Source organism: Microbacterium sp. MYb66 (genome assembly GCF_002979435.1).
GTDB lineage: Bacteria > Actinomycetota > Actinomycetes > Actinomycetales > Microbacteriaceae > Microbacterium.
Genome location: NZ_PCOV01000006.1, coordinates 43,837 through 67,830 on the forward strand (window position 1 = coordinate 43,837; position 23,994 = coordinate 67,830).

The 23,994-nt window shown below is 68.0% G+C and carries 22 protein-coding genes; 6 read left to right on the forward strand and 16 right to left on the reverse strand.

Annotated features, from left to right (window positions below):
* Positions 1-5: 5 nt before the first annotated feature.
* The 11 genes from CQ045_RS12895 to hrcA form a co-directional block, all read right to left on the reverse strand.
* Complete coding sequence (locus tag CQ045_RS12895) at positions 6-479, reverse strand: hypothetical protein (RefSeq protein WP_105724335.1); 474 nt, start codon at positions 477-479, stop codon at positions 6-8.
* Positions 476-1,456, reverse strand: a complete 981-nt coding sequence (locus CQ045_RS12900; protein ID WP_105724337.1) for a hypothetical protein — start codon at positions 1,454-1,456, stop codon at positions 476-478. The genes CQ045_RS12895 and CQ045_RS12900 overlap by 4 nt, the downstream gene beginning before the upstream one ends.
* Positions 1,449-1,976, reverse strand: coding sequence for an RNA polymerase sigma factor (locus tag CQ045_RS12905; RefSeq protein WP_105724339.1), 528 nt, complete (start codon positions 1,974-1,976; stop codon positions 1,449-1,451). Before CQ045_RS12905 ends, CQ045_RS12900 begins: the two co-directional genes overlap by 8 nt.
* 54 nt (positions 1,977-2,030) lie before the next feature.
* A complete protein-coding gene (gene era / locus CQ045_RS12910) occupies positions 2,031-2,927 on the reverse strand; it encodes a GTPase Era (RefSeq protein ID WP_105724638.1) in 897 nt (298 codons plus the stop codon).
* Complete coding sequence (locus CQ045_RS12915; protein ID WP_105724341.1) at positions 2,920-4,215, reverse strand: hemolysin family protein; 1,296 nt, start codon at positions 4,213-4,215, stop codon at positions 2,920-2,922. Before CQ045_RS12915 ends, era begins: the two co-directional genes overlap by 8 nt.
* Positions 4,212-4,670: an rRNA maturation RNase YbeY gene (ybeY, locus tag CQ045_RS12920; RefSeq protein ID WP_105670030.1), complete on the reverse strand. Its 459-nt coding sequence runs from the start codon at positions 4,668-4,670 to the stop codon at positions 4,212-4,214. The genes CQ045_RS12915 and ybeY overlap by 4 nt, the downstream gene beginning before the upstream one ends.
* On the reverse strand, positions 4,667-5,692 hold the full coding sequence (locus tag CQ045_RS12925) for a PhoH family protein (protein ID WP_258131069.1): 1,026 nt from the start codon (positions 5,690-5,692) through the stop codon (positions 4,667-4,669). The genes ybeY and CQ045_RS12925 overlap by 4 nt, the downstream gene beginning before the upstream one ends.
* Positions 5,693-5,771: 79 nt before the next feature.
* Positions 5,772-6,122: an HIT domain-containing protein gene (locus CQ045_RS12930; RefSeq protein ID WP_105724343.1), complete on the reverse strand. Its 351-nt coding sequence runs from the start codon at positions 6,120-6,122 to the stop codon at positions 5,772-5,774.
* A 63-nt stretch (positions 6,123-6,185) separates the two neighbouring features.
* On the reverse strand, positions 6,186-6,914 hold the full coding sequence (locus CQ045_RS12935) for a 16S rRNA (uracil(1498)-N(3))-methyltransferase (RefSeq protein ID WP_105724345.1): 729 nt from the start codon (positions 6,912-6,914) through the stop codon (positions 6,186-6,188).
* A gap of 2 nt (positions 6,915-6,916) precedes the next feature.
* Entirely contained in the window at positions 6,917-8,032 is a 1,116-nt protein-coding gene (dnaJ, locus tag CQ045_RS12940) for a molecular chaperone DnaJ (protein WP_105724347.1), read from the reverse strand.
* Between the two features lie 36 nt (positions 8,033-8,068).
* On the reverse strand, positions 8,069-9,100 hold the full coding sequence (hrcA, locus tag CQ045_RS12945) for a heat-inducible transcriptional repressor HrcA (protein WP_105724349.1): 1,032 nt from the start codon (positions 9,098-9,100) through the stop codon (positions 8,069-8,071).
* A gap of 103 nt (positions 9,101-9,203) precedes the next feature.
* Between hrcA and CQ045_RS12950 the strand changes: the two genes are divergently transcribed.
* On the forward strand, positions 9,204-10,622 hold the full coding sequence (locus CQ045_RS12950; protein WP_258131061.1) for a carboxylesterase/lipase family protein: 1,419 nt from the start codon (positions 9,204-9,206) through the stop codon (positions 10,620-10,622).
* A gap of 15 nt (positions 10,623-10,637) precedes the next feature.
* Here the strand turns inward: CQ045_RS12950 and hemW are convergent, their stop codons facing one another.
* The 3 genes from hemW to lepA form a co-directional block, all read right to left on the reverse strand.
* Complete coding sequence (hemW, locus tag CQ045_RS12955) at positions 10,638-11,855, reverse strand: radical SAM family heme chaperone HemW (protein ID WP_105724353.1); 1,218 nt, start codon at positions 11,853-11,855, stop codon at positions 10,638-10,640.
* Complete coding sequence (locus tag CQ045_RS12960; RefSeq protein WP_105724355.1) at positions 11,855-12,508, reverse strand: DUF1990 family protein; 654 nt, start codon at positions 12,506-12,508, stop codon at positions 11,855-11,857. Before CQ045_RS12960 ends, hemW begins: the two co-directional genes overlap by 1 nt.
* A gap of 245 nt (positions 12,509-12,753) precedes the next feature.
* Entirely contained in the window at positions 12,754-14,607 is a 1,854-nt protein-coding gene (gene lepA, locus CQ045_RS12965; RefSeq protein WP_105724357.1) for a translation elongation factor 4, read from the reverse strand.
* A gap of 241 nt (positions 14,608-14,848) precedes the next feature.
* Here lepA and CQ045_RS12970 point away from each other — a divergent pair, with 241 nt between their 5' ends.
* The 5 genes from CQ045_RS12970 to CQ045_RS12990 all read left to right on the forward strand — a co-directional run bounded on the left by CQ045_RS12970 (position 14,849) and on the right by CQ045_RS12990 (position 21,341).
* Entirely contained in the window at positions 14,849-15,832 is a 984-nt protein-coding gene (locus CQ045_RS12970; protein ID WP_105724359.1) for an ABC transporter permease, read from the forward strand.
* 1 nt (position 15,833) lies between these two features.
* A complete protein-coding gene (locus tag CQ045_RS12975) occupies positions 15,834-16,775 on the forward strand; it encodes an ABC transporter permease (protein WP_105724361.1) in 942 nt (313 codons plus the stop codon).
* Positions 16,772-18,700, forward strand: a complete 1,929-nt coding sequence (locus tag CQ045_RS12980; RefSeq protein ID WP_105724363.1) for an ABC transporter ATP-binding protein — start codon at positions 16,772-16,774, stop codon at positions 18,698-18,700. The genes CQ045_RS12975 and CQ045_RS12980 overlap by 4 nt, the downstream gene beginning before the upstream one ends.
* 120 nt (positions 18,701-18,820) lie before the next feature.
* On the forward strand, positions 18,821-20,536 hold the full coding sequence (locus tag CQ045_RS12985) for an ABC transporter family substrate-binding protein (RefSeq protein WP_105724365.1): 1,716 nt from the start codon (positions 18,821-18,823) through the stop codon (positions 20,534-20,536).
* 76 nt (positions 20,537-20,612) lie between these two features.
* Positions 20,613-21,341, forward strand: a complete 729-nt coding sequence (locus tag CQ045_RS12990; RefSeq protein ID WP_105724367.1) for an alpha/beta fold hydrolase — start codon at positions 20,613-20,615, stop codon at positions 21,339-21,341.
* Here CQ045_RS12990 and CQ045_RS12995 read toward each other — a convergent pair.
* On the reverse strand, positions 21,336-22,571 hold the full coding sequence (locus tag CQ045_RS12995) for an MFS transporter (protein ID WP_105724369.1): 1,236 nt from the start codon (positions 22,569-22,571) through the stop codon (positions 21,336-21,338). The two genes, CQ045_RS12990 and CQ045_RS12995, sit on opposite strands and share 6 nt — an antisense overlap.
* A complete protein-coding gene (locus CQ045_RS13000; protein ID WP_105724371.1) occupies positions 22,568-23,950 on the reverse strand; it encodes a glycoside hydrolase family 1 protein in 1,383 nt (460 codons plus the stop codon). Before CQ045_RS13000 ends, CQ045_RS12995 begins: the two co-directional genes overlap by 4 nt.
* Positions 23,951-23,994: the final 44 nt, after the last annotated feature.

The window sequence follows — 23,994 nt, forward strand, 5'->3', positions numbered from 1 at the left end:
CACCCTCAGAGGACGCAGCGGATGTTCGTGACGGTGCCGGAGAGGTTGGACCAGCTCCCGGCATACACCGTGCCGAGCACCGTGGTCCCGTTACGCGCCTGGGCGTAACCGGTGGAGCGCGCGTTGGCGGCGGACTTCACCGAGAAACTCGACGGAATCGCCAGGACGCCGCACGCGGTGAACGTCAGAGCGCTCCCGCTGAGGGAGTACCCGCTGTAGGCGCAGATCCTCGCCGTCGCGCAGTTCTGGACCGCACGCGCCGAGAATCCGGACGCCGTGGCCACCGTCAGCTCCATGCCGAGCTCGGGCCACACCGCGTGCGTCGAGTCGACGATCACTCCGCCGGGCACCTCTTCGAGCATGGCAGCGACCTGGGGATCGACCTCTCTGTCTCCCAGGACGGCGGCATTGGCGGGCGCCGACCCGAGCGCGATCACCAGACCGAGCACCGCCGCGGCGAACACCGTCATTCGCTTCATTCGATCGTCTCCTCATCCACATCCCACATCTGGTACGAGATGATCGCACCCGCCGGGAAGATCTCGTCGGCGATGAGCACCGTGCGTTCGACCCCGACGATCCGTCCGGTGTCGCGTGACACCAGGATCAGGTCGCTCACCGCGCCGTCGGGCGACTGCACACGGACTCCCGCCACTGGGCGCCCCAGCCGATCGGTGGAGGTTCCCAGAGCGTCGCCGCCGCCCGCCTCCTCCAGCAGAAGCAGCAGCTCCTGGTGCTGCGCGTCCGTCAGCGTCCACTGTCCGAGGACAGAGGTGAACGCGGTCGCCACGTCGAAGGCCGTCGGATCTTCCGGCATCCCGAACGCGCGCAGGATGGCGACCATCTCCTCGCGCGACTCGCCCGGCACCGCCGTCCACGGCGTCGCGAAGTCCCCCGGTGCCATCACGAGGTCGGTGACGACCTCGCCGCTGCTGGTCACCTCTGCGGCGTTGCTCGCGGCGGCATCGGTCGGATCATAGGGAACGCCCGCGACGATCGTCATCCGCCCTGAGCCGTCGGGTTCCCACGTCAGCGTCGAGAGCTGAGGCACGACCGTGGTCGTCTTCGCATCGACATCGACCTCGAATCCCCAGGAGGCGGTGCGCACCGTCCGCTGCGGCACGGTCGGGCCCGGAACATCGGCGAGGGTCGCGCTGGCATCGTCGACGATCTGCGCGACCGTTTTGGAGCCGTCGAAGTCGAGGGGCGAGGGCGTGCCGGCGACCGCGGCGCCCTGCGGGGAGAACACGGCGAACGCCAGGGCGGTGGAGGCCGCGGCGGCTGTCAGACCCGTGGTCCAGCCGATCGTGCGGGCACGACGTCGCCTCGGCGCGCTGCCCGTGCGGATGATGCGGTCACGGCTCGCGAGAGCCCGAGCGTCCGGCGGCGCATCACGCGGCGTCGTCGCAGGATCGGCGTCGCTCAGCAGCCGCTCGAGCACGGCGTTCTCAGTCATCACCCGATATCAGCCCCTCCAGGCCCAGCTCCGTACGCAGTCGGTCCTGCGCGCGGCCCAGCGTCTTCCGCACCCGGGACTCGGAAGCGCGCAACAACTCCGCGATCTCCCCCACCGTGAGTCCATCCCAGTACGTGAGCATGATGATACGCCGTTGAGGCCGAGTGAGGACAGCCAAAGCTCGAAGCACTTCGACACGGCTGACGGGCCCGGGCGCTTCACCGTCGCCGGCGACCCCGACGTGCACGGCATCGAGGGCGCCGTGCGGCGTCGATGCGCGACCAGGACGGGCGCGCAGTCGCCGATCCGCGGCACGGAACAGCCAGACACGACTCGGCGGGCGTGCCGGCCTGAGCCGTGACCAGGCGAACAGGAAGACCTCCGAGACGATCTCGGTGACTTCCTCCTCCGCCCCCACGACACCCTCGATATGGTGCCGCACCGCTGCCCAGTGCTCGTCGAACACTCGGGTGAAGACCTCGTTGCGCAGCGGATTCGGGTCTTCGCTGCGACTGCTCATGTCGCCGGGGTCGGCGGTCTTCCCGCCGCCATCGACGTGGGCCCCGATGCCATCTCAGAAGCCGAGTCTGCCGAGCTGCTTCGGGTCGCGCTGCCATTCCTTCGCGACCTTGACGTGCAGGCCGAGGAACACACGCGTCCCCAGCAGCTGCTCGATGCCGACTCGCGCTCGTGCGCCCACATCGCTGAGTCGCTTGCCCTTGTGACCGATGATGATCGCCTTCTGACTGTCGCGCTCCACGACGATCGAGGCGTGGACATCGGTCAGGTCGGTGCCCTCGCGCGGCGCGATGTCGTCGATCACGACCGCGATCGAGTGCGGGAGCTCATCACGCACGCCGTCGAGCGCGGCCTCGCGGATCATCTCGGCGATCCGGTCCTCTTCCGACTCGTCGGTCGTGATGCCCTCCGGATACAGCGCGGGCCCCTTCGGCATCAGCATCAGGATCTCGTCGGCGAGAACCTCGAGTTGATCCCGGGTCAGCGCGGAGAGCGGGATCACGGCATCCCAGTCCTCACGCAGAGCATCGACTTCCAGCAGGCGCTCGGTGATCTCGTCTCGTCCGGCGGCATCGGTCTTCGTCACGATCGCGATCTTCTTGGCGCGCGGATATCCGTCGAGGGAGGCGGCGATGCGGCGGTCACCCGGGCCCACCTTCTCGTTCGCGGGGACGCAGAAGCCGATCACGTCGACGTCGCCCAGCACCTGCTCCACGAGGTTGTTCAGCCGCTCGCCGAGCAGCGTGCGCGGCTTGTGGATGCCGGGGGTGTCGACGATCACGAGCTGCCCCTCCGGGCGGTTCACGATGCCGCGGATGGCGCGACGCGTCGTCTGCGGCTTCTCGCTGGTGATGGCGATCTTCTCGCCGACGAGGGCGTTCGTCAGCGTCGACTTGCCGACGTTCGGCCGTCCGACGAATGTCACGAACCCGCTCCGGGTGCTCTCAGTCATCGCGTCGATCTCCTTCATCCTGCGAAGCGTCAGGTTCCCCCGCCGCACGTTCCACGAACACGGTCGCGATCCCACGACCTCGACCCCGGGAGGCCCCGCCCGTGAGGACCAGACCATCGACGGTCGCGGTCGCACCGGGCTGCGGCACCTGCCCGAGCGCTTTGCCGAGCAGACCACCGATCGAGTCGACATCCTCGTCCTCGAGCTCGAGACCGAACAGATCGCCCACATCCTCCAGCGAGAGCCGTGCGCTCACGCGGTATCGTCCGTGACCGAGATCGACGAATTCAGCGGATACCTGATCGTACTCGTCGGAGATCTCGCCGACGAGTTCCTCGATCAGGTCCTCCAGAGTCACGAGCCCCGAGATTCCGCCGTGCTCGTCGATCACCAGGCACACGTGCACGGCATCGCGCTTCATCTGCTGGAGGAGGGTCTCGGCGCGCATCGACTCCGGGACGAACGTCGCCGGACGAGCGATGGGACGGATGGAAGCCGCCCGCCAGGCACTGTCGTCGCGATACGCGAACTGCACGAGGTCCTTCAGGTACAGCACCCCGACGACGTCATCCGCTTCGTCATCGACGACCGGCATCCGCGACACGCCGCGGTTCAGGAAGAGGGACATCGCCTCATCGGTGGTCGAGGTCGCATCGACCGTCACCATCTCGGTGCGCGGCACCATCACAGCGCGGACGAACTGGTCGGTGAAGTCGAACACCGAATGGATGAGGTCGCGGTCGTCCTCTTCGATGAGATCGTTCGATGCGGCCTCGTCGACCATGCTCAGCAGCTGGTCCTCGCTGGCGAACGAGCTGCGCCCCGTCCCCGGCGTCACCTTGTTGCCGAGCAGGACGAGCCCCTGGGCGAGCGGGCCGAGGAAGATGCGCAGACCGCGCACGATCGACGCGGTGCCGCGGATCATTCCCTCGGCGTGCTGGCGCCCGAAGGAGCGCGGACTCGCGCCGACGAGCACGAACGTGATCGCCGTCATCAGGACAGCAGCGGCGAGCATGGCCCACCAGTTGTTGTCGATGAGGATCGTGAACGCCACCGTCACGAGGACCGCGGCGGTCACCTCCGCCAGCACTCGGATGAACGCCACCGCGTTGACATGCGCGTCGAGGTCGCCCGCGATGCGGCCCAGTGCCTTGGCCCGGCGTCCCTCGGTCGCCATGTCGGCGAGGTTCGCCCGAGACGCGACCCCGTAGGCGGCATCGATCGCGGCCATCAGGCCGCCGAACGCCACCAGCAGGACCGCCGCGATGAGGAGAAGAGTGGCTGTCATCGTCGGCGTTCAGCCGCGGCGAAGCCCTGGATCAGCTCCTTCTGCAGGCCGAACATCTCACGCTCCTCGTCGGGCTCGGCGTGATCGAAGCCGAGGAGGTGGAGCAGCCCATGGGTGGTGAGCAGGATGAGCTCGTCCATCAGCGTGTGGCGTGCGGCCTGAGCCTGCGTCTCCGCCACCTGCGGGCACAGCACGATGTCTCCGAGCAGCCCCGGAGCGGTCGGACGGTCCTCGGTCCCCGGACGGAGCTCGTCCATCGGGAAGCTGAGCACGTCGGTGGGGCCGGGCTCATCCATCCACTGCACGTGCAGCGCCTCCATGGCGCCCTCGTCGACGAGGACGATCGCCACCTCGGCATCCGGGCTGACGTGCAGCTGCGCGAGGTTGAAGTCCGTCAGGCGCTGCAGCACCGTCTCGTCGACGTCGATCGCCGACTCGTTGTTGATCTCGATCATGAGAGTCCTCGTTTCGGCATGCGGTCACGGGGGCCTGGTCGTTGCGCTCCCCTGCGGTCGGCCCTGTTGGCGAACTCGGCCGCCTGCTCGCGCTCGAAGCGCTGCGCCGTGCGCTTCTCGTCGTATTCGCTGTAGGCGTCGACGATGCGTCCGACCAGGGAGTGGCGCACGACGTCGTCGCTCGTGAGCCGTGAGAAGTGGATGTCGTCGATGCCGTCGAGCACGCGCGTGACCAGGCGGAGTCCCGAGGCGCCCTGCGGGAGGTCGACCTGGGTGATGTCGCCGGTGACGACCATCCGCGTGCCGAAGCCGAGGCGCGTGAGGAACATCTTCATCTGCTCGGGAGTCGTGTTCTGCGCCTCGTCGAGCACGACGAACGAGTCGTTCAAGGTCCGACCACGCATATAGGCGAGAGGGGCGACCTCGATGGTTCCCGTCGCCATCAGGCGCGGGACGATCTCGGGGTCCATCATCTCGTTGAGCGCGTCGTACAGCGGTCGCAGATACGGGTCGATCTTGTCCGTGAGCGTGCCGGGGAGGAATCCCAGTCGCTCCCCCGCCTCGACCGCGGGTCGGGTGAGGATGATTCGGGTGACTTCCTTGCGCTGCAGGGCCTGCACCGCCTTCGCCATGGCGAGATAGGTCTTTCCGGTGCCGGCGGGGCCGATCCCGAAGACGATCGTGTTCTCCTCGATCGCGTCGACGTACTCCTTCTGTCCGACGGTCTTCGGCCGGATCACCTTGCCGCGGGTCGTGAGGATCGCCTCGCCCAGCACCTCGCTCGGACGGGGCCCGCCCTCCTGACGCAGCATGCGCGCCGAACTCGATACGTCACTCGGAGCCAGATCATGTCCAGCCCTCGTCATGGCGAGCAGCTCGTCGACGAGCGCCTTCGCCTTCGCGACCGCGTCCTTGTCGCCGCTGAGCGTGATCTCGTTCCCGCGCACGAGAACCTGCACCTCGGGGTGCTCCTTCTCGAGCATGCGCAGCAGCCGGTCCTGCGGTCCGAGCAGCTGGACCATGGCGACGCCGTCGGCGTAGATCTTCTCGACAGCCTCGGGTGGTCGACCACCCAGGCTCCGCTCCTGTGGCTCGTGATTCTCAGGCACCGACGCTCTTCTCGGTCAGTCCGCCGGCCAGGATATGGGCGTGGACGTGGAAAACGGTCTGTCCGGCGTTCGCGCCGGTGTTGAACACGAGGCGGAAGTCTCCGTCCTCGGTGTGCGCCGCAGCCAGCTCCCCGGCGAATGCGACCATCTCGGCGAGCAGGGTCGGGTCACCCGCGGCGAGTTCGACGACGTCGCGGTACTCTGCGGTCTTCGGCACCACGAGGAGATGCACCGGGGCCTGCGGGGCGATGTCGCGCAGCGCGAAGAGGCGGTCCGTCTCGCCGAGGATCTCGGCAGGGATCTCCCCGTTCAGAATGCGCGTGAAGATCGAGGGTTCCGTCATGCCGTCAAGTCTACTGACCGCCACGTCCTCGCAGCCCTGAGCTCTCGGAGGGCTGAGGAGAGGTCACCATCGACCGAGCGCCACCGACAGCACCGCGATCGCCGCAGGGCCCGCGGTCGAGGTGCGAAGAACCGTCTCTCCCAGCAGCACACGTTCGGCCCCCGCGGCCGTCAGCCGGTCGAGCTCCTCGTCGGAGATCCCGCCCTCCGGCCCGACGACGAGGACGAGATCACGCGCGTCCGGCTCGATCTCGGACAGACGCACAGACGCCGTGGGGTCGAGCAGCAGCACGCGCTGCGAACCCGCCCGCTCGGCGAGCTGCTTCGTCGAGACGGCCGCGACCACCTCGGGGATCCACGCGCGGTGCGCCTGTTTCGCCGCCTCGCGGACGATGCTCGCCCACCGCTCGCGTCCCTTCACCGCCTTCGGTCCTTCCCAGCGGGAGACGCTCCGGCTCGCCTGCCAGGGCACGATCTCGTCGACACCCAGCTCGCACGCCGCCTGCACGGCGAGCTCGTCGCGGTCGCCCTTCGCGAGCGCCTGGACCAGGACGATCCGCGGTGCGGGCGCCGGATGCTCCACGCGCTCCGAGATGCGGACATCGACGCGAGCAGGAGACACCTCCTCGGCGAGGCCGACCAGCCACACCCCCGCCCCGTCGCCGACGGTGACCGCTTCGCCGACGCGGAGCCGCCGCACGACCGCCGCGTGCTTGGCCTCGGCACCCGTCAACGACACCAGGTCGCCGACACCGGCATCCGACGACGATTCGACCAGGAAGTGCAGCGCCATGATCAGTGGCTGCGGAAGCGGTCGCGGAGCTTGGAGAAGAGTCCCTGCTGGAACTGCGCGAGCTGCGGCTCCGGCGACTTCACCTTCTTCGCGAAGTCCTCGATCAGCGCCCGCTGCGCGGAATCCAGCCGGGTCGGAGTCAGCACCTGCACGCCGACCCGCAGGTCACCGCGCTGCGTACCGCGCAGCGGAGTGATGCCGCGGCCCTTGATCGTCAGCACGTCTCCGGACTGCACGCCGGGGCGGATCTCCAGCTCGACCTCGCCGTCGAGCCCCTGGATCGTGGTCTCGGTGCCGAGGATGGCGTCGGTCATCGACACCTCGAGCGTGGCGAGCAGGTCGTCGCCCTCGCGGCTGAAGGCGGGGTGCGCATTCACCGTCACCTCGACGTACAGGTCGCCGTTGGGGCCGCCCGCCTTGCCGACCTCGCCGGAGCCGGGGAGCTGCAGTCGGAGTCCGGTCTCGACGCCGGCCGGGATGTCGAGCGAGACGGTACGGCGCGAACGCACCCGTCCTTGACCGCCGCAGGTGCCGCACGGGTACGGGATCGTGGTGCCGTAGCCCTCGCACGTCCCGCAGGGCGCGGAGGTGACGACGTTGCCGAGCAGGCTCCGCACCTGGCGCTGCACGTGCCCCGATCCGCCGCAGATGTCGCAGGTGACCGGAGAGGTGCCCTCCTGACAGCAGGATCCCTGGCATGTCTCGCACAGCACCGCGGTGTCGACGTCGATGTCCCGATGCGCACCGAACACCACGTCGCCGAGATCGAGCGTGACGCGAACGAGGGCGTCCTGCCCCCGTTCCCGGCGGGAGCGAGGACGCGCACCCCGGCCGCCGCCCTGCGACGCTCCGAAGAACGTCTCGAAGATGTCGCCGAATCCGCCGAAGTTGCCGAAGTTCCCGGCCGCGCCGTCTCCACCGCCCATGTCATAGCGACGGCGGGAGTCGTCGTCGCTGAGCACGTCGTACGCGTGCGTGACGAGCTTGAACTTCTCCGCAGCGTCTTCTCCCGGGTTCACGTCCGGGTGCAGCTGTCGCGCGAGGCGTCGGTACGCCTTCTTGATCTCGTCGGTGGAAGCGTCCCGGGACACCCCGAGAACCTCATAGTGGTCCGCCACAATCGCCTTTCTGCGTGTGTCCTGATGGCGGCCGCGTCAGCGGCCGGCCTCGTCTTCGTCGAGCATCCGCGACAGGTAGCGGGCGACGGCCCGCGCCGCAGCGAGGTTGCTCGGGTAGTCCATGCGCGTCGGCCCCATCACGCCGACTCGCGCTGTGCCGCTGGGCGCGGCGTAGTTGCTGGCGACGATCGATGCCTCACCGAGACCGAACGGGGCGTTCTCGGTACCGATGCTGGCCGCGAGCCCGTGCTCGTCCGTCACCATCTCGCTCATCAGACGCAGCAGCGTCACCTGCTCTTCGATGGCTTCGAGGAGGGGATGGATGCTGCCCCGGAAATCCTGCTCGCGACGTGCGAGGGTGGCCGCTCCCGCCATCACCAGACGCTCCTGACGGAATCCGCCGAGCTCGTCCATGACCACGCCGGCGAGCGTGCGCAGCACGACGTCCTGGGGCTTCTCTTCGGCGGCGAGCAGAGACTGGAGACGGTCGGATGCCTCACCGATGCCCTGACCGGTGATCAATGCGGACAGTCGAGCGCGGAGCACCGCCATGTCGGCGTCGTCGATCGCCTCCGGGAGCACAGCCATGCGCTGTGAGACACCTCCCGCATCGGTCACGAGCACGATCAGAAGTCGATTCGGCGCGAGCGCGACCAGTTCGACGTGAGTGACATGGGCGCGGGCGAACGACGGGTACTGTGCGAGCGCGACCTGTCCGGTCAACTGCGTCAGCACCCGCACGGTGCGGACCATCAGGTCGTCGAGGTCGGCGGGTTCACCGAGGAACGACTCGATCGCGGAGCGCTGCGCGGACGAGAGCGGGCGCAGCTGCGCGAGATGGTTCACGAAGACGCGGTAGCCCTTGTCGGTGGGCACGCGGCCGGATGAGGTGTGCGGCGCGGTGATGAGCTCCTCGTCCTCGAGCAGCGCCATGTCGTTGCGGATCGTCGCCGCCGAGACGCCGAACGAGTGCCGGTCGACGATGGAACGGCTGCCGACGGGTTCGTGGGTCTCGACGTAGTCCTGCACGATCGCGCGGAGAACCTGGAGTCCTCGCTCAGTGACCATCACCCTTCCCTTCCGCTGGCACTCGGACGTTCAGAGTGCCAATCCTACCCCGTGCAGCTCGGGATTCTCCGTACCGCAGGCGCACGACCCTAGGATGACGCTCATGACCTCCGCTCCCCAGGCCACCCTGTCCAGCGGCATCGTCCGCGGTTCCGAGGAGCACGGGGTCGTCCGCTACCTCGGCGTTCCCTACGCGGACGCCCCGTTCGGTGAGAACCGCTTCCGTGATCCGCAGCCGGTCACCGGGTGGCCGGAGGTCCGCGAAGCGACCCGGTTCGGGCCGACCGCGCCTCAGGTGCCGTACGCCGGGGCGATCGGCGAGCTGCTGGGCTCCGTGCGCATCGACGGCGACGACATCCTCACCGCCAACGTGTGGGCTCCGGTCGACGCATCCGATGCGCCTGTCCTGCTGTGGATCCATGGCGGGGCGCTCGAACGCGGGACGGCAGCGCTGCCGTTGTACGACGGCACGGTGTTCGCGAAAGCGGGGATCGTCTTCGTCTCGATCAACTACCGGCTGGGATCCGAAGGCTTCTCGGTGCTCGACGGGGTCCCCCGCAACCTCGGCCTGCGCGACGCCGCCGCCGCACTCGAATGGGTGCACCGCGAGATCGCGGCGTTCGGCGGCGATCCCGCACGGATCACGGCCATGGGCGAGTCCGCCGGCGGGGCGATCGTCGCCGGCCTCCTCGCCCGCGACGAATCTCGAGCGCTGATCCGCCGAGCCATCATCGAATCCGGACCGCTCCAGGCCCAGACCCCGAAGAAGGCGGGCCGCGTGACGGCGCAGATCGCGAAGCGGCTCGGTGTGCGGACAGACCGCGAGTCGTTCGCCGCGCTCAGCCCGGAGCAGCTGCTGGGCGCGCGGACGGCGCAGTCCGCCGGATCCTCGCCGCTGGGAGGTGCACCCGGCTTCCAGTTCGCCATCGACCCGGACAGCCTTCCGCGGTCGCCGCATGAGGTTCTCGGAGAGATCGACACCCCTCTGCTGATCGGCAGCAACACCGACGAGTATCGGCTCTGGTTCCCACCCGAAGCGCTCGCGGGTATCAGTGAACTCAAGCTGCAAGCGGCTCGTCTCCTCTCCCGGATCCCCCAGCGCGCGGTGGGCGAGTACCGATCCGCGTTCCCCGGGGCGAGCACCGGCGAGATCTTCGGGCAGCTCGTCACCGACCTGATGCTGCGTGCGCCGCTGAGCCGGGTCGCGGCCGCGCGTCCGCAGATCACGCACGTGTACGAGTTCGCGTGGCCGAGCCCGGTGAGGGATCTGCGCGCCGCCCACGCACTGGAGCTCGGCTTCGTGTTCGACCGGCTCGGCGACGACGAGGCCAGACGTCTGACCGGACCCGATGCGCCGCGAGGACTCGCCCGCGAGATGAACGCGGCCTGGATCGGATTCGCGACCGAGGGCGAACCCGGCTGGCCCGTCTACGGCCCGGATCGTCGGACGCGGCTCTTCGATGCCGACAGCGCGACCGTTCCCCAACGCCGGACCGCGGGGATGGATCTGCTCCCCGGCTGACCCGGGTCGCGGAAGTCAGTCGGTCAGCTCGCGCACGACGGCGTCGGCGAGGAGACGTCCCCGCAGTGTCAGCCGGATGCGGCCCTGGACCGCGGCGACGGGATCGACGAGCCCATCCGCGATCAGACCGGCGACCCGGCTGCGGTTGGGCGCGGGCACATCGTCGACGGCGATGCCCTCGCGGATCCGGCTGAGCAGCAGGATGCGCTCCAGCGTCCGCGACTCCTCATCGGGTCGCTCGGTGCCTGCCGCCGGAGACTCGGTTGCCGCGAGCCGCTGCGCGTACGCCGCAGGGTGCTTCACGTTCCACCACCGCAACCCCGCGACATGGCTGTGCGCGCCGGGGCCGAAGCCCCACCAGTCGCTCCCCCGCCAGTAGGCGAGATTGTGTCGGGAGCGCTGATCCGGCGTGCGCGCCCAATTGCTGACCTCGTACCACTCGAACCCGCCGACGGCGAGGCGGGCGTCCGCGAGTTCGTACATGTCGGCCTGCAGGTCGTCGTCGGGGGTGGGGACCTCGCCGCGTCGGATCTGACGGGCCAGCTTGGTGCCGTCCTCGATGATGAGGGCGTAGGCGGAGATGTGGTCCGGCTCGAGCGCGAGTGCGGCGTCGAGAGAAGCCTCCCAGTCGGCGAGCGACTCCCCCGGCGCCCCGTAGATGAGGTCGACGCTCACCGCGAGTCCGGCATCCTTCGCCGCCGCGACGGCGGTGCGCACGTTCTCCGGGCGGTGCGTGCGGTCGAGGGCGGCGAGCACATGCGGGACGGCGGACTGCATGCCGACCGACATCCTCGTCACCCCGGCATCCGCCAGAGTGCGGGCCACCGCCGGGGTCACGGTGTCCGGATTCGCCTCCACCGTCACCTCGGCGCCCTCTACCAGGCCGAAAGCCGACGTCGCGGCTCCGAGCATGCGGGCGAGGTCGCCGGCGGGCAGGAGTGTCGGCGTGCCGCCGCCGAAGAAGACCGTGTCCATCGGCCGCAGCGCGCCCGCATCGCCGAGCACGCGACGCGCCAGGTCGATCTCGGAGATCAGCGTCGAGGCGTAGTCCTCCTGCTTCGCACCGCGCAGCTCGGTCGAGGTGTACGTATTGAAGTCGCAGTACCCGCAGCGCACCGTGCAGAACGGAATATGAAGATACGCCGAGAACGGCACGCTCGAATCGATCGGAAGATCGGCGGGCAGATGCCCGTCCGTCGGCGCAGGGTCACCCAGAGGAAGCGGTCCCGCCATCAGACGGGGGTCGCGTAGAGCGGGGAGATCGCCCGGAGGTAGCGCGCGAAGAGCTCACGACGGCGACGCTTCACGAGCGCCGGAACGGTGCGGTAGAGGAGGCTGTTCGGCGCATCGAAGGCGCGCACCGTGAACCAGACCTCGTCGTTGTCCTCACGCCAGTCCACGTCGAAGGACTCCTCGCCGCTGACGACCGACCCGCCGACCGTCCCGAGGACGAATCCGACGCGCCTGGTCTCCTCGGTGACCGAGATCACCCTGAGCTCGGAATCAGCACGCATACCGGCGACACGGCCGCGGAGGTGCAGCGTCATCCCGGCGCCGACGAACGGCATGCCCTCGGCGTCGTAGCGGGGTTCCACGTCGCGCTTGCTCGGCGCGACAGGGTTGCCCTCGGCGTCGAAGCTCACACCGGCGTATGCAGGCCCGGGCGCCGGACGCACGTCTTCGACCGAGAGGCCGGCTGCACGCTGGGCGGTCCAGGAGAGAAGTGCCTCGCCCGCCGTCTGGAACCGTTCGACCCCGCTGCCGATCCGCCAGGAATCCTCCGCCGGGATGCTGCGCTCCGGCGGGTACTGCATCAGATCGGGCGCATGGGTCGCACCCACGGCCGCATAGTCCACCGTGTCGTCTCGGAAAGTCCCGCGCCGCATGAGTTCCAGCCTACTTCGGGTTACCTGAGCGAACACCCCCACGCGCCGCACGACGTCACATCTCCGGTGGCGTACCCACCCGGCTCAGGACGCTGCGGGCTTGCGCACCGGGGTGGACGAGAGGCCGGCCGCACTCAGCGCGGAGCGGCCGCATCCGCCGTCTCCTGCACGATCCGGAGGCCTCGGGCACGGGGCACTGAGCGGAAGACGGGTAATCCCCGCTCGTACGCCGGAAGACGTGCGGCCTACTTCTTGTCCTTGCCCTCGACGTCGCCCGAGAGCGCGGCGATGAACGCCTCCTGGGGGACCTCGACGCGCCCGACCATCTTCATGCGCTTCTTGCCCTCCTTCTGCTTCTCGAGGAGCTTGCGCTTGCGGGTGATGTCGCCGCCGTAGCACTTGGCGAGCACATCCTTGCGGATCGCGCGGATCGTCTCGCGGGCGATGATGCGCGCGCCGATCGCCGCCTGGATCGGCACCTCGAACTGCTGGCGAGGGATGAGCTTGCGCAGTCGCTCCGCCATCATGGTGCCGTAGGCGTAGGCCTTCTCACGGTGCACGATCGAGCTGAACGCGTCGACCTTCTCCCCCTGGAGGAGGATGTCGACCTTCACGAGGTCGGCCTCCTGCTGACCGGAGGGCTCGTAGTCGAGGGACGCATACCCCTGCGTCTTCGACTTCAGCTGATCGAAGAAGTCGAACACGATCTCACCGAGGGGCATGTTGTAGCGCAGCTCGACGCGCTCCTCGGAGAAGTACTCCATGCCGAGCAGCGTTCCGCGGCGCGACTGGCACAGCTCCATGACGGTGCCGACGTAGTCCTTGGGCAGCAGGATCGCCGCCTTGACCATCGGCTCCGACACCGAGCCGATGCGACCGTCGGGGTATTCGCTCGGGTTGGTCACGGTGACGGTCTCGCCGGTGTCGCTCGTGAGCACCTCGTAGATCACGCTCGGTGCGGTCGTGATGAGGTCGAGGTCGAACTCGCGGGCGAGGCGCTCGGTGATGATCTCCAGGTGCAGCAGACCGAGGAAGCCGCAGCGGAAGCCGAACCCGAGCGCCACCGATGTCTCGGGCTCGTAGACGAGCGAGGCGTCGGAGAGCTTCAGCTTGTCCAGAGCCTCACGCAGCTCGGCGTAGTCGCTGCCGTCGATCGGGTACAGACCCGAGAAGACCATCGGCTTCGGGTCGGTGTAGCCGGGCAGGGCCTCGGATGCGGGCTTGCGCGACGTGGTGATCGTGTCGCCGACCTTCGACTGGCGCACGTCCTTCACACCCGTGATCAGGTAGCCGACCTCGCCCACGCCGAGACCCTTGGTCGGGGTCGGCTCCGGGCTCGACACGCCGACCTCGAGGGCTTCGTGATTCGCTCCGGTCGACATCATCTGGATGCGCTCGCGCGGCGAGAGGCTGCCGTCGACCATGCGCACATAGGTGACGACCCCGCGGTAGGCGTCGTAGACCGAGTCGAAGATCATCGCGCGGGCGGGCGCATCCGCGTCGCCCTTCGGAGCGGGGATCTCCTGGACCAGTCGATCGAGCAGCTCCTCGACGCCGGCGCCCGTCTTGCCCGAGACGCGCAGCACGTCCTCCGGCTTGCCGCCGATGAGAGACGCGAGCTCCTTCGCGTACTTCTCGGGATCGGCGGCCGGGAGATCGATCTTGTTCAGCACCGGGATGATGTGGAGGTCGTTCTCCAGCGCCAGGTACAGGTTCGCCAGCGTCTGCGCCTCGATGCCCTGCGCCGCGTCGACGAGCAGGATCGCTCCTTCGCAGGCCGCGAGCGAGCGCGAGACCTCGTAGGTGAAGTCGACGTGGCCGGGTGTGTCGATCATGTTCAGCGCGACGGTCTGCCCGTCGAGCTCCCAGGGCATCCGAACCGCCTGGCTCTTGATGGTGATGCCGCGCTCACGCTCGATGTCCATGCGGTCGAGGTACTGCGCCCGCATGTCGCGATCCGAGACGACTCCGGTGATCTGGAGCATGCGGTCGGCCAGCGTCGACTTGCCGTGATCGATGTGGGCGATGATGCAGAAGTTACGGATCTGCGCAGCCGGCGTCGAGGCAGGCTGAAGAGGTGTGAGAGCGCGTGGGGACATGTCCACTCGATTGTACGGTCAGGGGATGCTAATCCCCGATTCCGGCATACCGGTGATAGTCTCCCGAAGTTGCCCGGGATAAATCCGTGACACCGGATCCCGCAAGCGATAAGACTCCGTCACAGACCCCGTGGCGGCCGTCGCGTCGCGGAGGACGGTGGATGGTGATCGAGTATCCAACCGGCTCAGCGTTGCGTCGGCTGATCCCGAGCGCGTCTGTAGAAGAGAAAGACTGACCCCCTTGATCAAGTACCTCCTGCGCCGGGCACTCGGCTGGCTGTTGATGATCGTGGTTGCGACGAACCTCACGTATTTCCTGGCGTGGGGGTTCCTCGACCCGCGCAGCAACTACGTCGGAAGGCGCCCGCCACTCACGGAAGAGCAGATCGTCAATCTGCTCGAGCCTCGCAACCTGAGCGACACGGTCCCCCTGATCGAGCGGTGGTGGACCTGGCTCACCGGGATCCTGCTGCGCTGGGACTGGGGCGTGAGCCCGACCGGCGGCTCCGTGAACGAGCAGGTCGCCTACCGCATGTGGGTCAGCGCCGAACTCGTGCTCGGTGCGACGATCCTCACCACGGTCCTCGGCATCGCACTCGGCGTCTACACCGCTTCGCGTCAGTACAAGCTCGCCGACCGCATCGGCCAGGCCACGAGCATCATCACGCTGAACATCCCGATCGTCGTCGCCGCGTTCGCGATCGTGCTCCTCGCCATCGGCCTCAACAACGCCACGGGCGTGCGGATCTTCTACGTCACCGGCAACGCGAGCCAAGGGGTCGAAGGCTTCTTCCCCACGCTCATAGACGTCTTGCAACACCTGACGCTGCCGACGATAGCCCTCGTGCTCACCGGGTACGCGAGCATCCACTTCCTGCAGCGCTCGCTGCTGCTCGACAACATCAACGCGGACTACGTGCGCACCGCTCGCGCGAAGGGTCTCACCAAGCAGCAGGCGATCCGCAAGCACGCTCTGCGCACCTCGCTCATCCCGGTCGCCACCCAGGTCGCGTTCACGATCCCCGCGATCTTCACCGGCGCCGTCCTGACCGAGACGATCTTCGCCTGGAACGGCATGGGCAAGTACTTCATCGAGACGATCTCGAAGAACGACATCCACGGCACGGTCGCGATCGCCGCCTTCGGCGCCGTCCTCACGGCCATCGGCGCCATCCTCGCCGACATCGCCGTCGTGGTCCTGGACCCGAGAGTGAGAGTGAGCTGACATGAGCACCGACATGATCGATCCCACTGTCCAGCACCCGGCCGAAGGCTCTCCCGGCCCCGAGACGACCCAGGTCGCGACGAAGCGCCTGTCGAAGTGGGAGCTCTACTGGCGGCGCTTCTCCCGCAACCGCGGCGCGCTGGCGGGGCTCGTGATCTTCGCGCTCCTCGTGCTGTTCGCGATCTTCGGTCCGATGATCGCCCAGTACGATCACACCGAGCTGGACTTCCTCGCCCTCAGCATGGGCCCTTCGGCCGAGCACTGGTTCGGGACCAACAACGCCGGCAACGACCTGTTCGCACAAGTCGCGGTGGGCCTGCAGCGATCGCTGATGATCGCCGTGAGCGTGTCGGTCGGTGTCACGATCGTCTCCGCGCTCGTGGGCACCGCGGCGGCTTACTTCGGCGGTTGGACCGAGCGCATCGCGCTGCTGATCATCCACTTCATGATGGTGATCCCCGCCTTCCTCATCCTCGCGATGATCTCGAACAAGTCCGGCGGCGACTGGCGCATCATCGCGCTCATCATGATCTTCGTGATCGGCTGGTACTTCCCCGCCCGTGTCATCTGGACGATGGCGCTCTCGCTGCGCGAACGCGAGTACGTCAGCGCCGCCCGGTACATGGGCGTCAGCGGAATGCGCATCGTGCTCCGGCACCTCCTCCCGAACATCGGCTCGCTGCTCGTGATCAACTTCACGCTCGGCGTCGTCACGGCGGTCGTGACCGAGACCGGGCTCTCGTTCCTCGGCTTCGGCGTCAAGATCCCGGACGTGTCGCTCGGCGCCCTCATCGGGGCCGGCTCCAGCTCCCTGACGACGGCTCCCTGGCTGTTCTACTTCCCGGCGGCGGCGCTGACGCTCCTCACCGTCTCCATGGCACTCGTCGCCGATGGTCTGCGCGATGCCCTCGATCCCACCTCTGCTGCAGGAGGCCGCGCATGAGCTCCGTACTCTCCGTCCGCGATCTGAAGGTCAGCTTCGCCTCCGAAGCCGGCCGCGTCGACGCCGTCCGCGGCGTCTCGTTCGACCTCGAAGCGGGCAAGACACTCGGCATCGTCGGCGAATCGGGCTCCGGCAAGTCCGTGACGTCCCTGGCGATCATGGGACTGCTCGACGAGAACGCCAAGGTCACCGGGTCGATCATGTACGACGGCAAAGAGCTCGTCGGCATGAGCGACAAGCAGCTCTCCGTGATCCGCGGCAACGGCATGTCGATGGTCTTCCAGGACCCGCTCACCTCCCTCACCCCCGTCTTCACCGTGGGCGACCAGCTCATCGAGGCACTCACCGTGCACCGCAGCCTCTCGAAGAAGGAGGCCTGGGACCGCTCGGTCGAGCTACTGAAGCTCGTGGGCATCACCGAGCCGGAGCGGCGCATGAAGTCGTTCCCGCATGAGTTCTCGGGCGGGATGCGCCAGCGGGTCGTCATCGCGATCGCGATGGCCAACAACCCGAAGCTCATCATCTGCGACGAGCCGACCACGGCACTCGACGTGACCATCCAGGCTCAGATCCTCGACCTCATCGAGAAGGCGCAGGACGAGACCGGCGCCGCCGTGATGATGATCACGCACGACATGGGTGTGGTGGCCCGCACGGCCGACGACGTGATGGTGATGTACGCCGGAAAGCCCGTCGAGCACGCCCCCGTGCACGAGCTCTTCCACCGCACGCGGATGCCGTATTCGATCGGCCTGCTCGGCGCGATCCCTCGCGTGGACAAGTCGGACAAGGAGGCGCTGACCCCGATCAAGGGCAACCCGCCGCTGCTGATCAATCTGCCCGACGCCTGCCCGTTCGCGGATCGCTGCCCGATCGTGATGGATGCGTGCCGCACGCGGGAGCCGGAGCTGCTCCCGGTCGCCACCGGCTCGGGAACCGAGCACCGCGCCGCCTGCATCCGCTCCGGTGAGATCGAGGACGGCGGCCTCCTCGGCGGCCTGCCCGTCTACCCGGTTCGCGAGGTGCCGGAGAGCGCTCTGACGAAGACGCCCCGCGAGGAGCGTCCGATCACGCTGCAGGTGACGAACCTGACCAAGTCTTTCCCGCTGCTCAAGGGGGCCTTCCTGAAAAGGAAGGTCGGCGAGGTCCAGGCGATCAAGGGCGTGAGCTTCGACGTGCGCCAGGGCGAGACGATGGCGATCGTCGGCGAGTCCGGATCCGGCAAGACGACGACCCTGCTGCAGATCATGGACATGGTCAAGCAGACCGACGGCGACATCGTGATCGCGGGCACCAGCGTCAACGACATCCGCAGCCGCAAGGTGGAGCGCCACCTGCGTCGCGACATCCAGATCGTGTTCCAGGACCCGATGGGCGCGCTCGATCCTCGGATGACCGTGGCCGACATCATCTCGGAGCCGCTCCTCGCGATCGGCACCCCGAAGGCCGAGGCGCACCGTCGGGTGGACGAGCTGATGGATCTCGTCGGCCTCAACCCGGCCCACAGCGATCGGTTCCCGCAGGCCTTCTCGGGAGGACAGCGTCAGCGCATCGGCATCGCCCGCGCGCTGTCGACCAACCCGAAGATCGTCGTCCTCGACGAGCCGGTCTCCGCGCTCGACGTCTCGATCCAGGCCGGCGTCATCAACCTGCTCGACGAACTGAAGGTGAAGCTCGGCCTCTCCTACCTCTTCGTCGCGCACGATCTCTCGGTCGTGCGGCACATCGCAGACCGCGTGGCCGTGATGTACCTCGGGGAGTTCGTCGAGCACGGCGACGTCGATGACGTGTTCGAGAACCCCCAGCATCCGTACACGCGGGCGCTGCTGTCCGCCATCCCGGTTCCCGATCCCGACGTGGAGCGCACCCGTGAGCGCGTCGTCTTCGATCCGGAGACGATGAGCACGCGACCCGCCACCGTGTGAGGTGGGACTGCGGATCACCGTCCGGTAACAGTTAGGCGCGATTCACTGCCAACCGATGTACCGGCATGATGTGCGAACTATTCTTCCCTTTATGAAACGCCGAAAGGCGAAAGGAGCACCATGAAGAACAAGAAGTTGTTGGGGGCGATCGCGATCAGCGGCGCCCTCGCACTCGCCCTCGCAGGTTGCGCGAGCGGTTCCGGGAACACCGGCGGCGGGGACAACGGCGGCGAGTCCGTCGAGACCAAGACGGCCGACTACAACCCCCAGGACCGCGGAAACCTCCAGGAGGGCGGCGAGGTCAATTTCGCCATCAACGAGATTCCGGAGCAGCTGAACGGCTTCAACGGCGACGGCAGCGCGGACACCCTCAAGCTCTGGTCCTGGTACATGCCGCAGATCCTCCTGGTCTCGCCGGAAGGCGACGTCACCAAGAACGATTCGTATCTCGACGCGTACGACATCGGCGAAGCGGATGGCAACACGACCATCACGTTCACGTTCAAGGACGAGGCGCACTTCAACGACGGCACGGACATGGACTGGACCGCCATCGACGCGACCTGGAAGGCCAACCGCTCGTACGACGAGGGCTTCACTCCGAACGCGACCGACGGCTACAAGCAGATCACGTCCGTCGAGCAGGGTGACACCCCGAAGACCGCGGTCGTGACCTTCGACGGCATCTACGCATGGCCGTCCATGGCCTTCCTGACCGGTGGTGTCCTGCACCCCGCGGTCGCCGACCCGACCGTGTTCAACGAGGGCTTCATCGGCAACCCGCACCCCGAGTGGGGCGCAGGGCCGTACACGATCGACACGTTCGACGCCAACGGCGGATTCGTCTCCTTCAAGCCGAACCCCGAGTGGTGGGGCGACGCTCCGCTGCTCGACTCGGTGACCTTCACCGCGATGGAGCCGGACGCCGCCCTCAACGCGTTCAAGAACGGCGAGATCGACATGGTGAACACCAACACCAACGACCGCCTCAAGCAGGTCGAGGATGTCGATGACACCGTCGTGCGTCGCGCACAGCAGACCGCCAAGACCATCCTCATGGTCGACGCCGACAAGCCGCAGTTCGAGGACATCGACGTGCGCAAGGCGTTCTTCCTCGGCGTGAACATCGATCAGCAGAAGCAGATCGCGTGGAACGGCCTGGGCTACGAGGAGCCGGTCGCCGGCTCGCTGAACCTGTACTCGTTCCAGGACGGCTACAAGGACTCCTTCGCCACCGCAGGACTGAAGCACGATGTCGAGGCGGCCAAGAAGCTCCTCGATGACGCGGGCTGGACCGAGGGCGACGACGGAATCCGCGAGAAGGACGGCGAGAAGCTGAGCGTCACCTTCCCGATCTTCGGTGAGGACCCCACGATCGAGGCCCTCGCGAAGTCGCTCCAGGCGCAGCAGAAGGAGATCGGTTTCGATGTCCAGATCGACGTGCGCCCGTCGGCCGACTTCTCGAACGACCTCACGTCGAAGAACTGGGACGCGGTGTCGCTGCGCTTCACCGACTCCGACCCGTTCGGTCCGGCCTGGTTCTGCCAGCTGTACTGCTCCGACAGCCAGCTGAACCTCTCGGCGACCGGCTCCAAGGAGATCGACAAGCAGATCGCCGATGACGTGGAGTCCCAGAAGGACGCCGAGTCGTGGACGACCGCCGCGATGGAGCTCGAGCCGAAGATCGTCGAGCAGACCTGGGGTGTCATCCCGCTGTACAGCGGTCCCTCGATCTACGTGGTCAAGAACGGTCTGGCCAACCTCACGCCGGAGCCCTACGTGGGTCTCGACCTCTTCGGGGTCACTCCGGTCGAGAACGTCGGCTGGGAGAAGTAACTCTCTCTGACACACATCGTGTCGAAGGCGGGGTCGGTGGTTCATCCACCGGCCCCGCTTTCCTTATGCTGAACGCGTGAGCGTCCAGATCGTCCTCGTGCACGGCATCCGCACTTCCGCGACGATGTGGCGGACACAGGTCGCGTTCCTGGAGGAGAACGGCTACGCATGCATCGCCGTCGATCTCCCCGGCCACGGATCACGCATGCAAGAGGATTTCACCCTGCACGAGGCGCTGCACACGATCGATGCCGCCGTGCGCGCCGCTGCCCAGGACGGCCCGGTGCTCCTGGTCGGACACTCGATGGGAGGCCTGCTCTGTCTCGCCTACGTGGGCGGCGCACAGCCTCCTCCGGTGGCAGGTCTGATCGCGGCCTCCTGCACCTCGATCCCCCACGGCGCGGGTCTTGCCGCCTATCGCCTCTTCACGAGGGCCGTGGATTCTCTTCCCGATCGAGGCATGTGGCTCACCGGCAGGATCCTCGAGGCCACGATCCCTGTGGAGACACGATCCGACTTCGCCGCCGGCGGCTATGCACTGGACACGCAGGATGCCGCGCTGCGCAGCCTCGCCGCACTCGACATCGCCGCCGCGGTCGCGCGCATCACGATCCCCCTCTGGTTCGTGAACGGTCAGTACGATCAGCTGCGGCTGAACGAGTCGCTGTTCCGGAGGCTCGCACCGCAGGCCGAGCTGATCGTCGTGCCACGCACGACCCACCTGGTCACGGCGATGCGACCCCAGGTGTTCAATGCGGTGCTGCGACTGGCGATCGCGACCCTCGACCAGGGTGCGGAGTCATGAGCGCGCAGGCTGGCGCGCGAACGCGGTGAGCACCCCTCCGACGAGCGAGAGCGCGGCTGCCGCGACGAACACGAGCCAGAACCCGCCGACGAGCGCGACGAGCGCCGCCCCGAGAACCGGCCCGATCAGCTGCCCCAGGGCAGCGGTGACGTTGACGATGCCCAGATCGCGCGCATGGTCCTGCTCATCGGGCAGCAGATCAGCAGCGAACGCGAGCCCCACCGTCGAGAAGGCCCCATAGCCGAGCCCCATCAGCGCGGCGGCCACCATCGTCATCTCGAATGTCGGTACGAGAGCGATCGCGACACCGGATGCTGCTTGGACGACGGTCGCGGCGATCGCGAGTGTCCTCCGGTTCCCGGTGCGGTCGGACACGATCCCGGTGACGACCGAGGCGATCACGACGAACACCGTGTACACGATGATCAGCAGCAGCAGGTTGTCCTGCGCCACGGCGCTCGGCTGCCCGAGTCCGTGCAGGAGGAAGAACAGGAACAGCGCCGTGCCGAGGGCGTTGCCCACGTTCGTCACCAGCCGCCCGGAGAGCATCCAGGCGAAGTCGCGGTCGCGGAGGGACGCGAGCGGACGACGCCCCGCCTGCTTCGGGCGCATCGCCTCGGTGCTCGGCGGGTCGGGCAGCAACAGCGCCGCCGCCGTGCCGACGACGGCGATGATCCCGGCGAGGAGCACGTAGCCGGCGACGATGCCGAGACCGAGGAGCACCACGAGACCGACACCGAGGACGATGCCCACGGCCTGGCTCGACCCGACCGCGGCGGAGGCCGCCCCGCGCTGCCTCGACGGCAGCTGGTCGGCGATGAGCGCCGTGAACGCAGCCGATGACACCGCGACGCCGATCGACACCCCCACCCACCCTGCGCCGACGGCCCACGGGCCCTCCGCGAAGCCGGTCAGGATCAGGCACACGGCCGTGAGCCACACGCCGCCCAGAGCCCACGGTCGGCGACGGTGACGTCCTGCGGCCGCACGATCGGACAGCGCCCCGGCGGCCGGACCGGCGATGATGCCCGCGAGTCCGCCGATGCCGAGGACCAGCCCTGAGGACACGACACCGCGGATCCAGTCGTCTTCCGGTGTGTCGAGCTGCAGCGGCAGGAGGAGCTGTACGGGCGTGAGCTGCACGGTCCAGATCGCGAGCCACGCCAGCGTGAACAACGACATCCATCGCGCTCCGGCCTTTGCCGTGCGAGCGCCCGTCGTCTCGGTCATCGCGCTCCCTCCGCCGTCGCCGTCGCTGTCGCCGCTGATCGCGAGGCCGCGACGAGTTCGCGGTACCAGTCGTACGATGCCTTGGGCGTCCGCTCCCCCGTCTCGAAGTCGACATGCACGAGACCGAAGCGCTGCGTGTAGCCGTCCGCCCACTCCCAGTTGTCCAGGAGCGACCACACCGTGTACTCCTCGACGGGGACGCCCGCGTCGATCGCCTCCGCCACGGCCCCGATATGACCGGACAGGTAGTCGATGCGGTCGGTGTCCTCGACTCGGGTGGCGCGTTCGGGCTCGGGGAAAGAGGCCCCGTTCTCGCCGATGATCACGGGAGGAAGATGCGGATGCCGGTCGTGCAGGTCGACCAGGAGGTCGCGGAGAGCCCCGGGCATGATCGGCCACTCCGGGCCGAAACCGGTGGTCGGGACTCCCGGGGTCGGCACGATGTCGAACGGTATGGGGCTCGCCGGGTCGGCGGCGGTGATCGTCGTCGGGTTGTAGAAGTTGATGCCGTAGAAGTCGATCGAACGGCCGATCGCCTCGAGATCGCCGTCGCGCACGGGCATCGTGGGCAGCCCGAGCGACTCCAGATCCGGGTAGGCACCGGCGAGCAGGGGTTCGCTGAACACCCGGTTGTGGAGGGTGTCATAGACCGCGGCGGCCTGAATATCCTCCACGGTGTCGCGCAGCGGAAGCACCCAGGTGTGGTTGTTCACCAACCCGACCGCGGCGGCCCCTCGTCCGCGCAGCACGGCGGCCGCGCCGGCGTGCGCGACGAGCTGGTGGTGCACGGTGGGCAGCGCACCGAAGAGCAGTTGCCTGCCCGGCGCGAGCGCCCCGACCGCGTATCCCTGCAAGGTGGTCATGGCGGGCTCGTTGAGCGTGTACCAGTTCTCCACCCTGTCGCTGAGACGGTCGGCCACGATCGCCGCATAGTCGGCGAAGCGCTCGGCCGTGTCCCTGTTCAACCATCCGCCGCCCGCTTCGATCACGCTCGGCATCTCCCAGTGGAACAGCGTCGGGAACGGCACGACGCCGCCTTCGAGCAGGAGATCCACGAGTCGCGAATAGTGGTCGAGAGCCGCGGTGTCGCCGGCTCCCCTGCCGTCCGGCTGCACGCGCGCCCACGGGATGGAGAACCGGTAGCGGTCGAGCCCCAGACCGGCGGCAAGGGCCGCATCGGCTTCCGGATGCCGGAAGCTGTCGCATGCGGGGTCGGCTGTCGATCCGTCGACGATCGCGTCGGGCCGTTCGAGGAAGTCGTCCCAGATGGAGCGCCCCGATGCCCCGGACGGGCGCGAGCCCTCGATCTGGAAGGCGGAGGTCGCCGCAGACCAGCGAAGCCCGGAGGGCACGGCGGGACGGAGGGGTGCGGGGGTCATGTGGCTCCTTGACGTCAGTGTCGGGATAGTGATGATTCTGCACC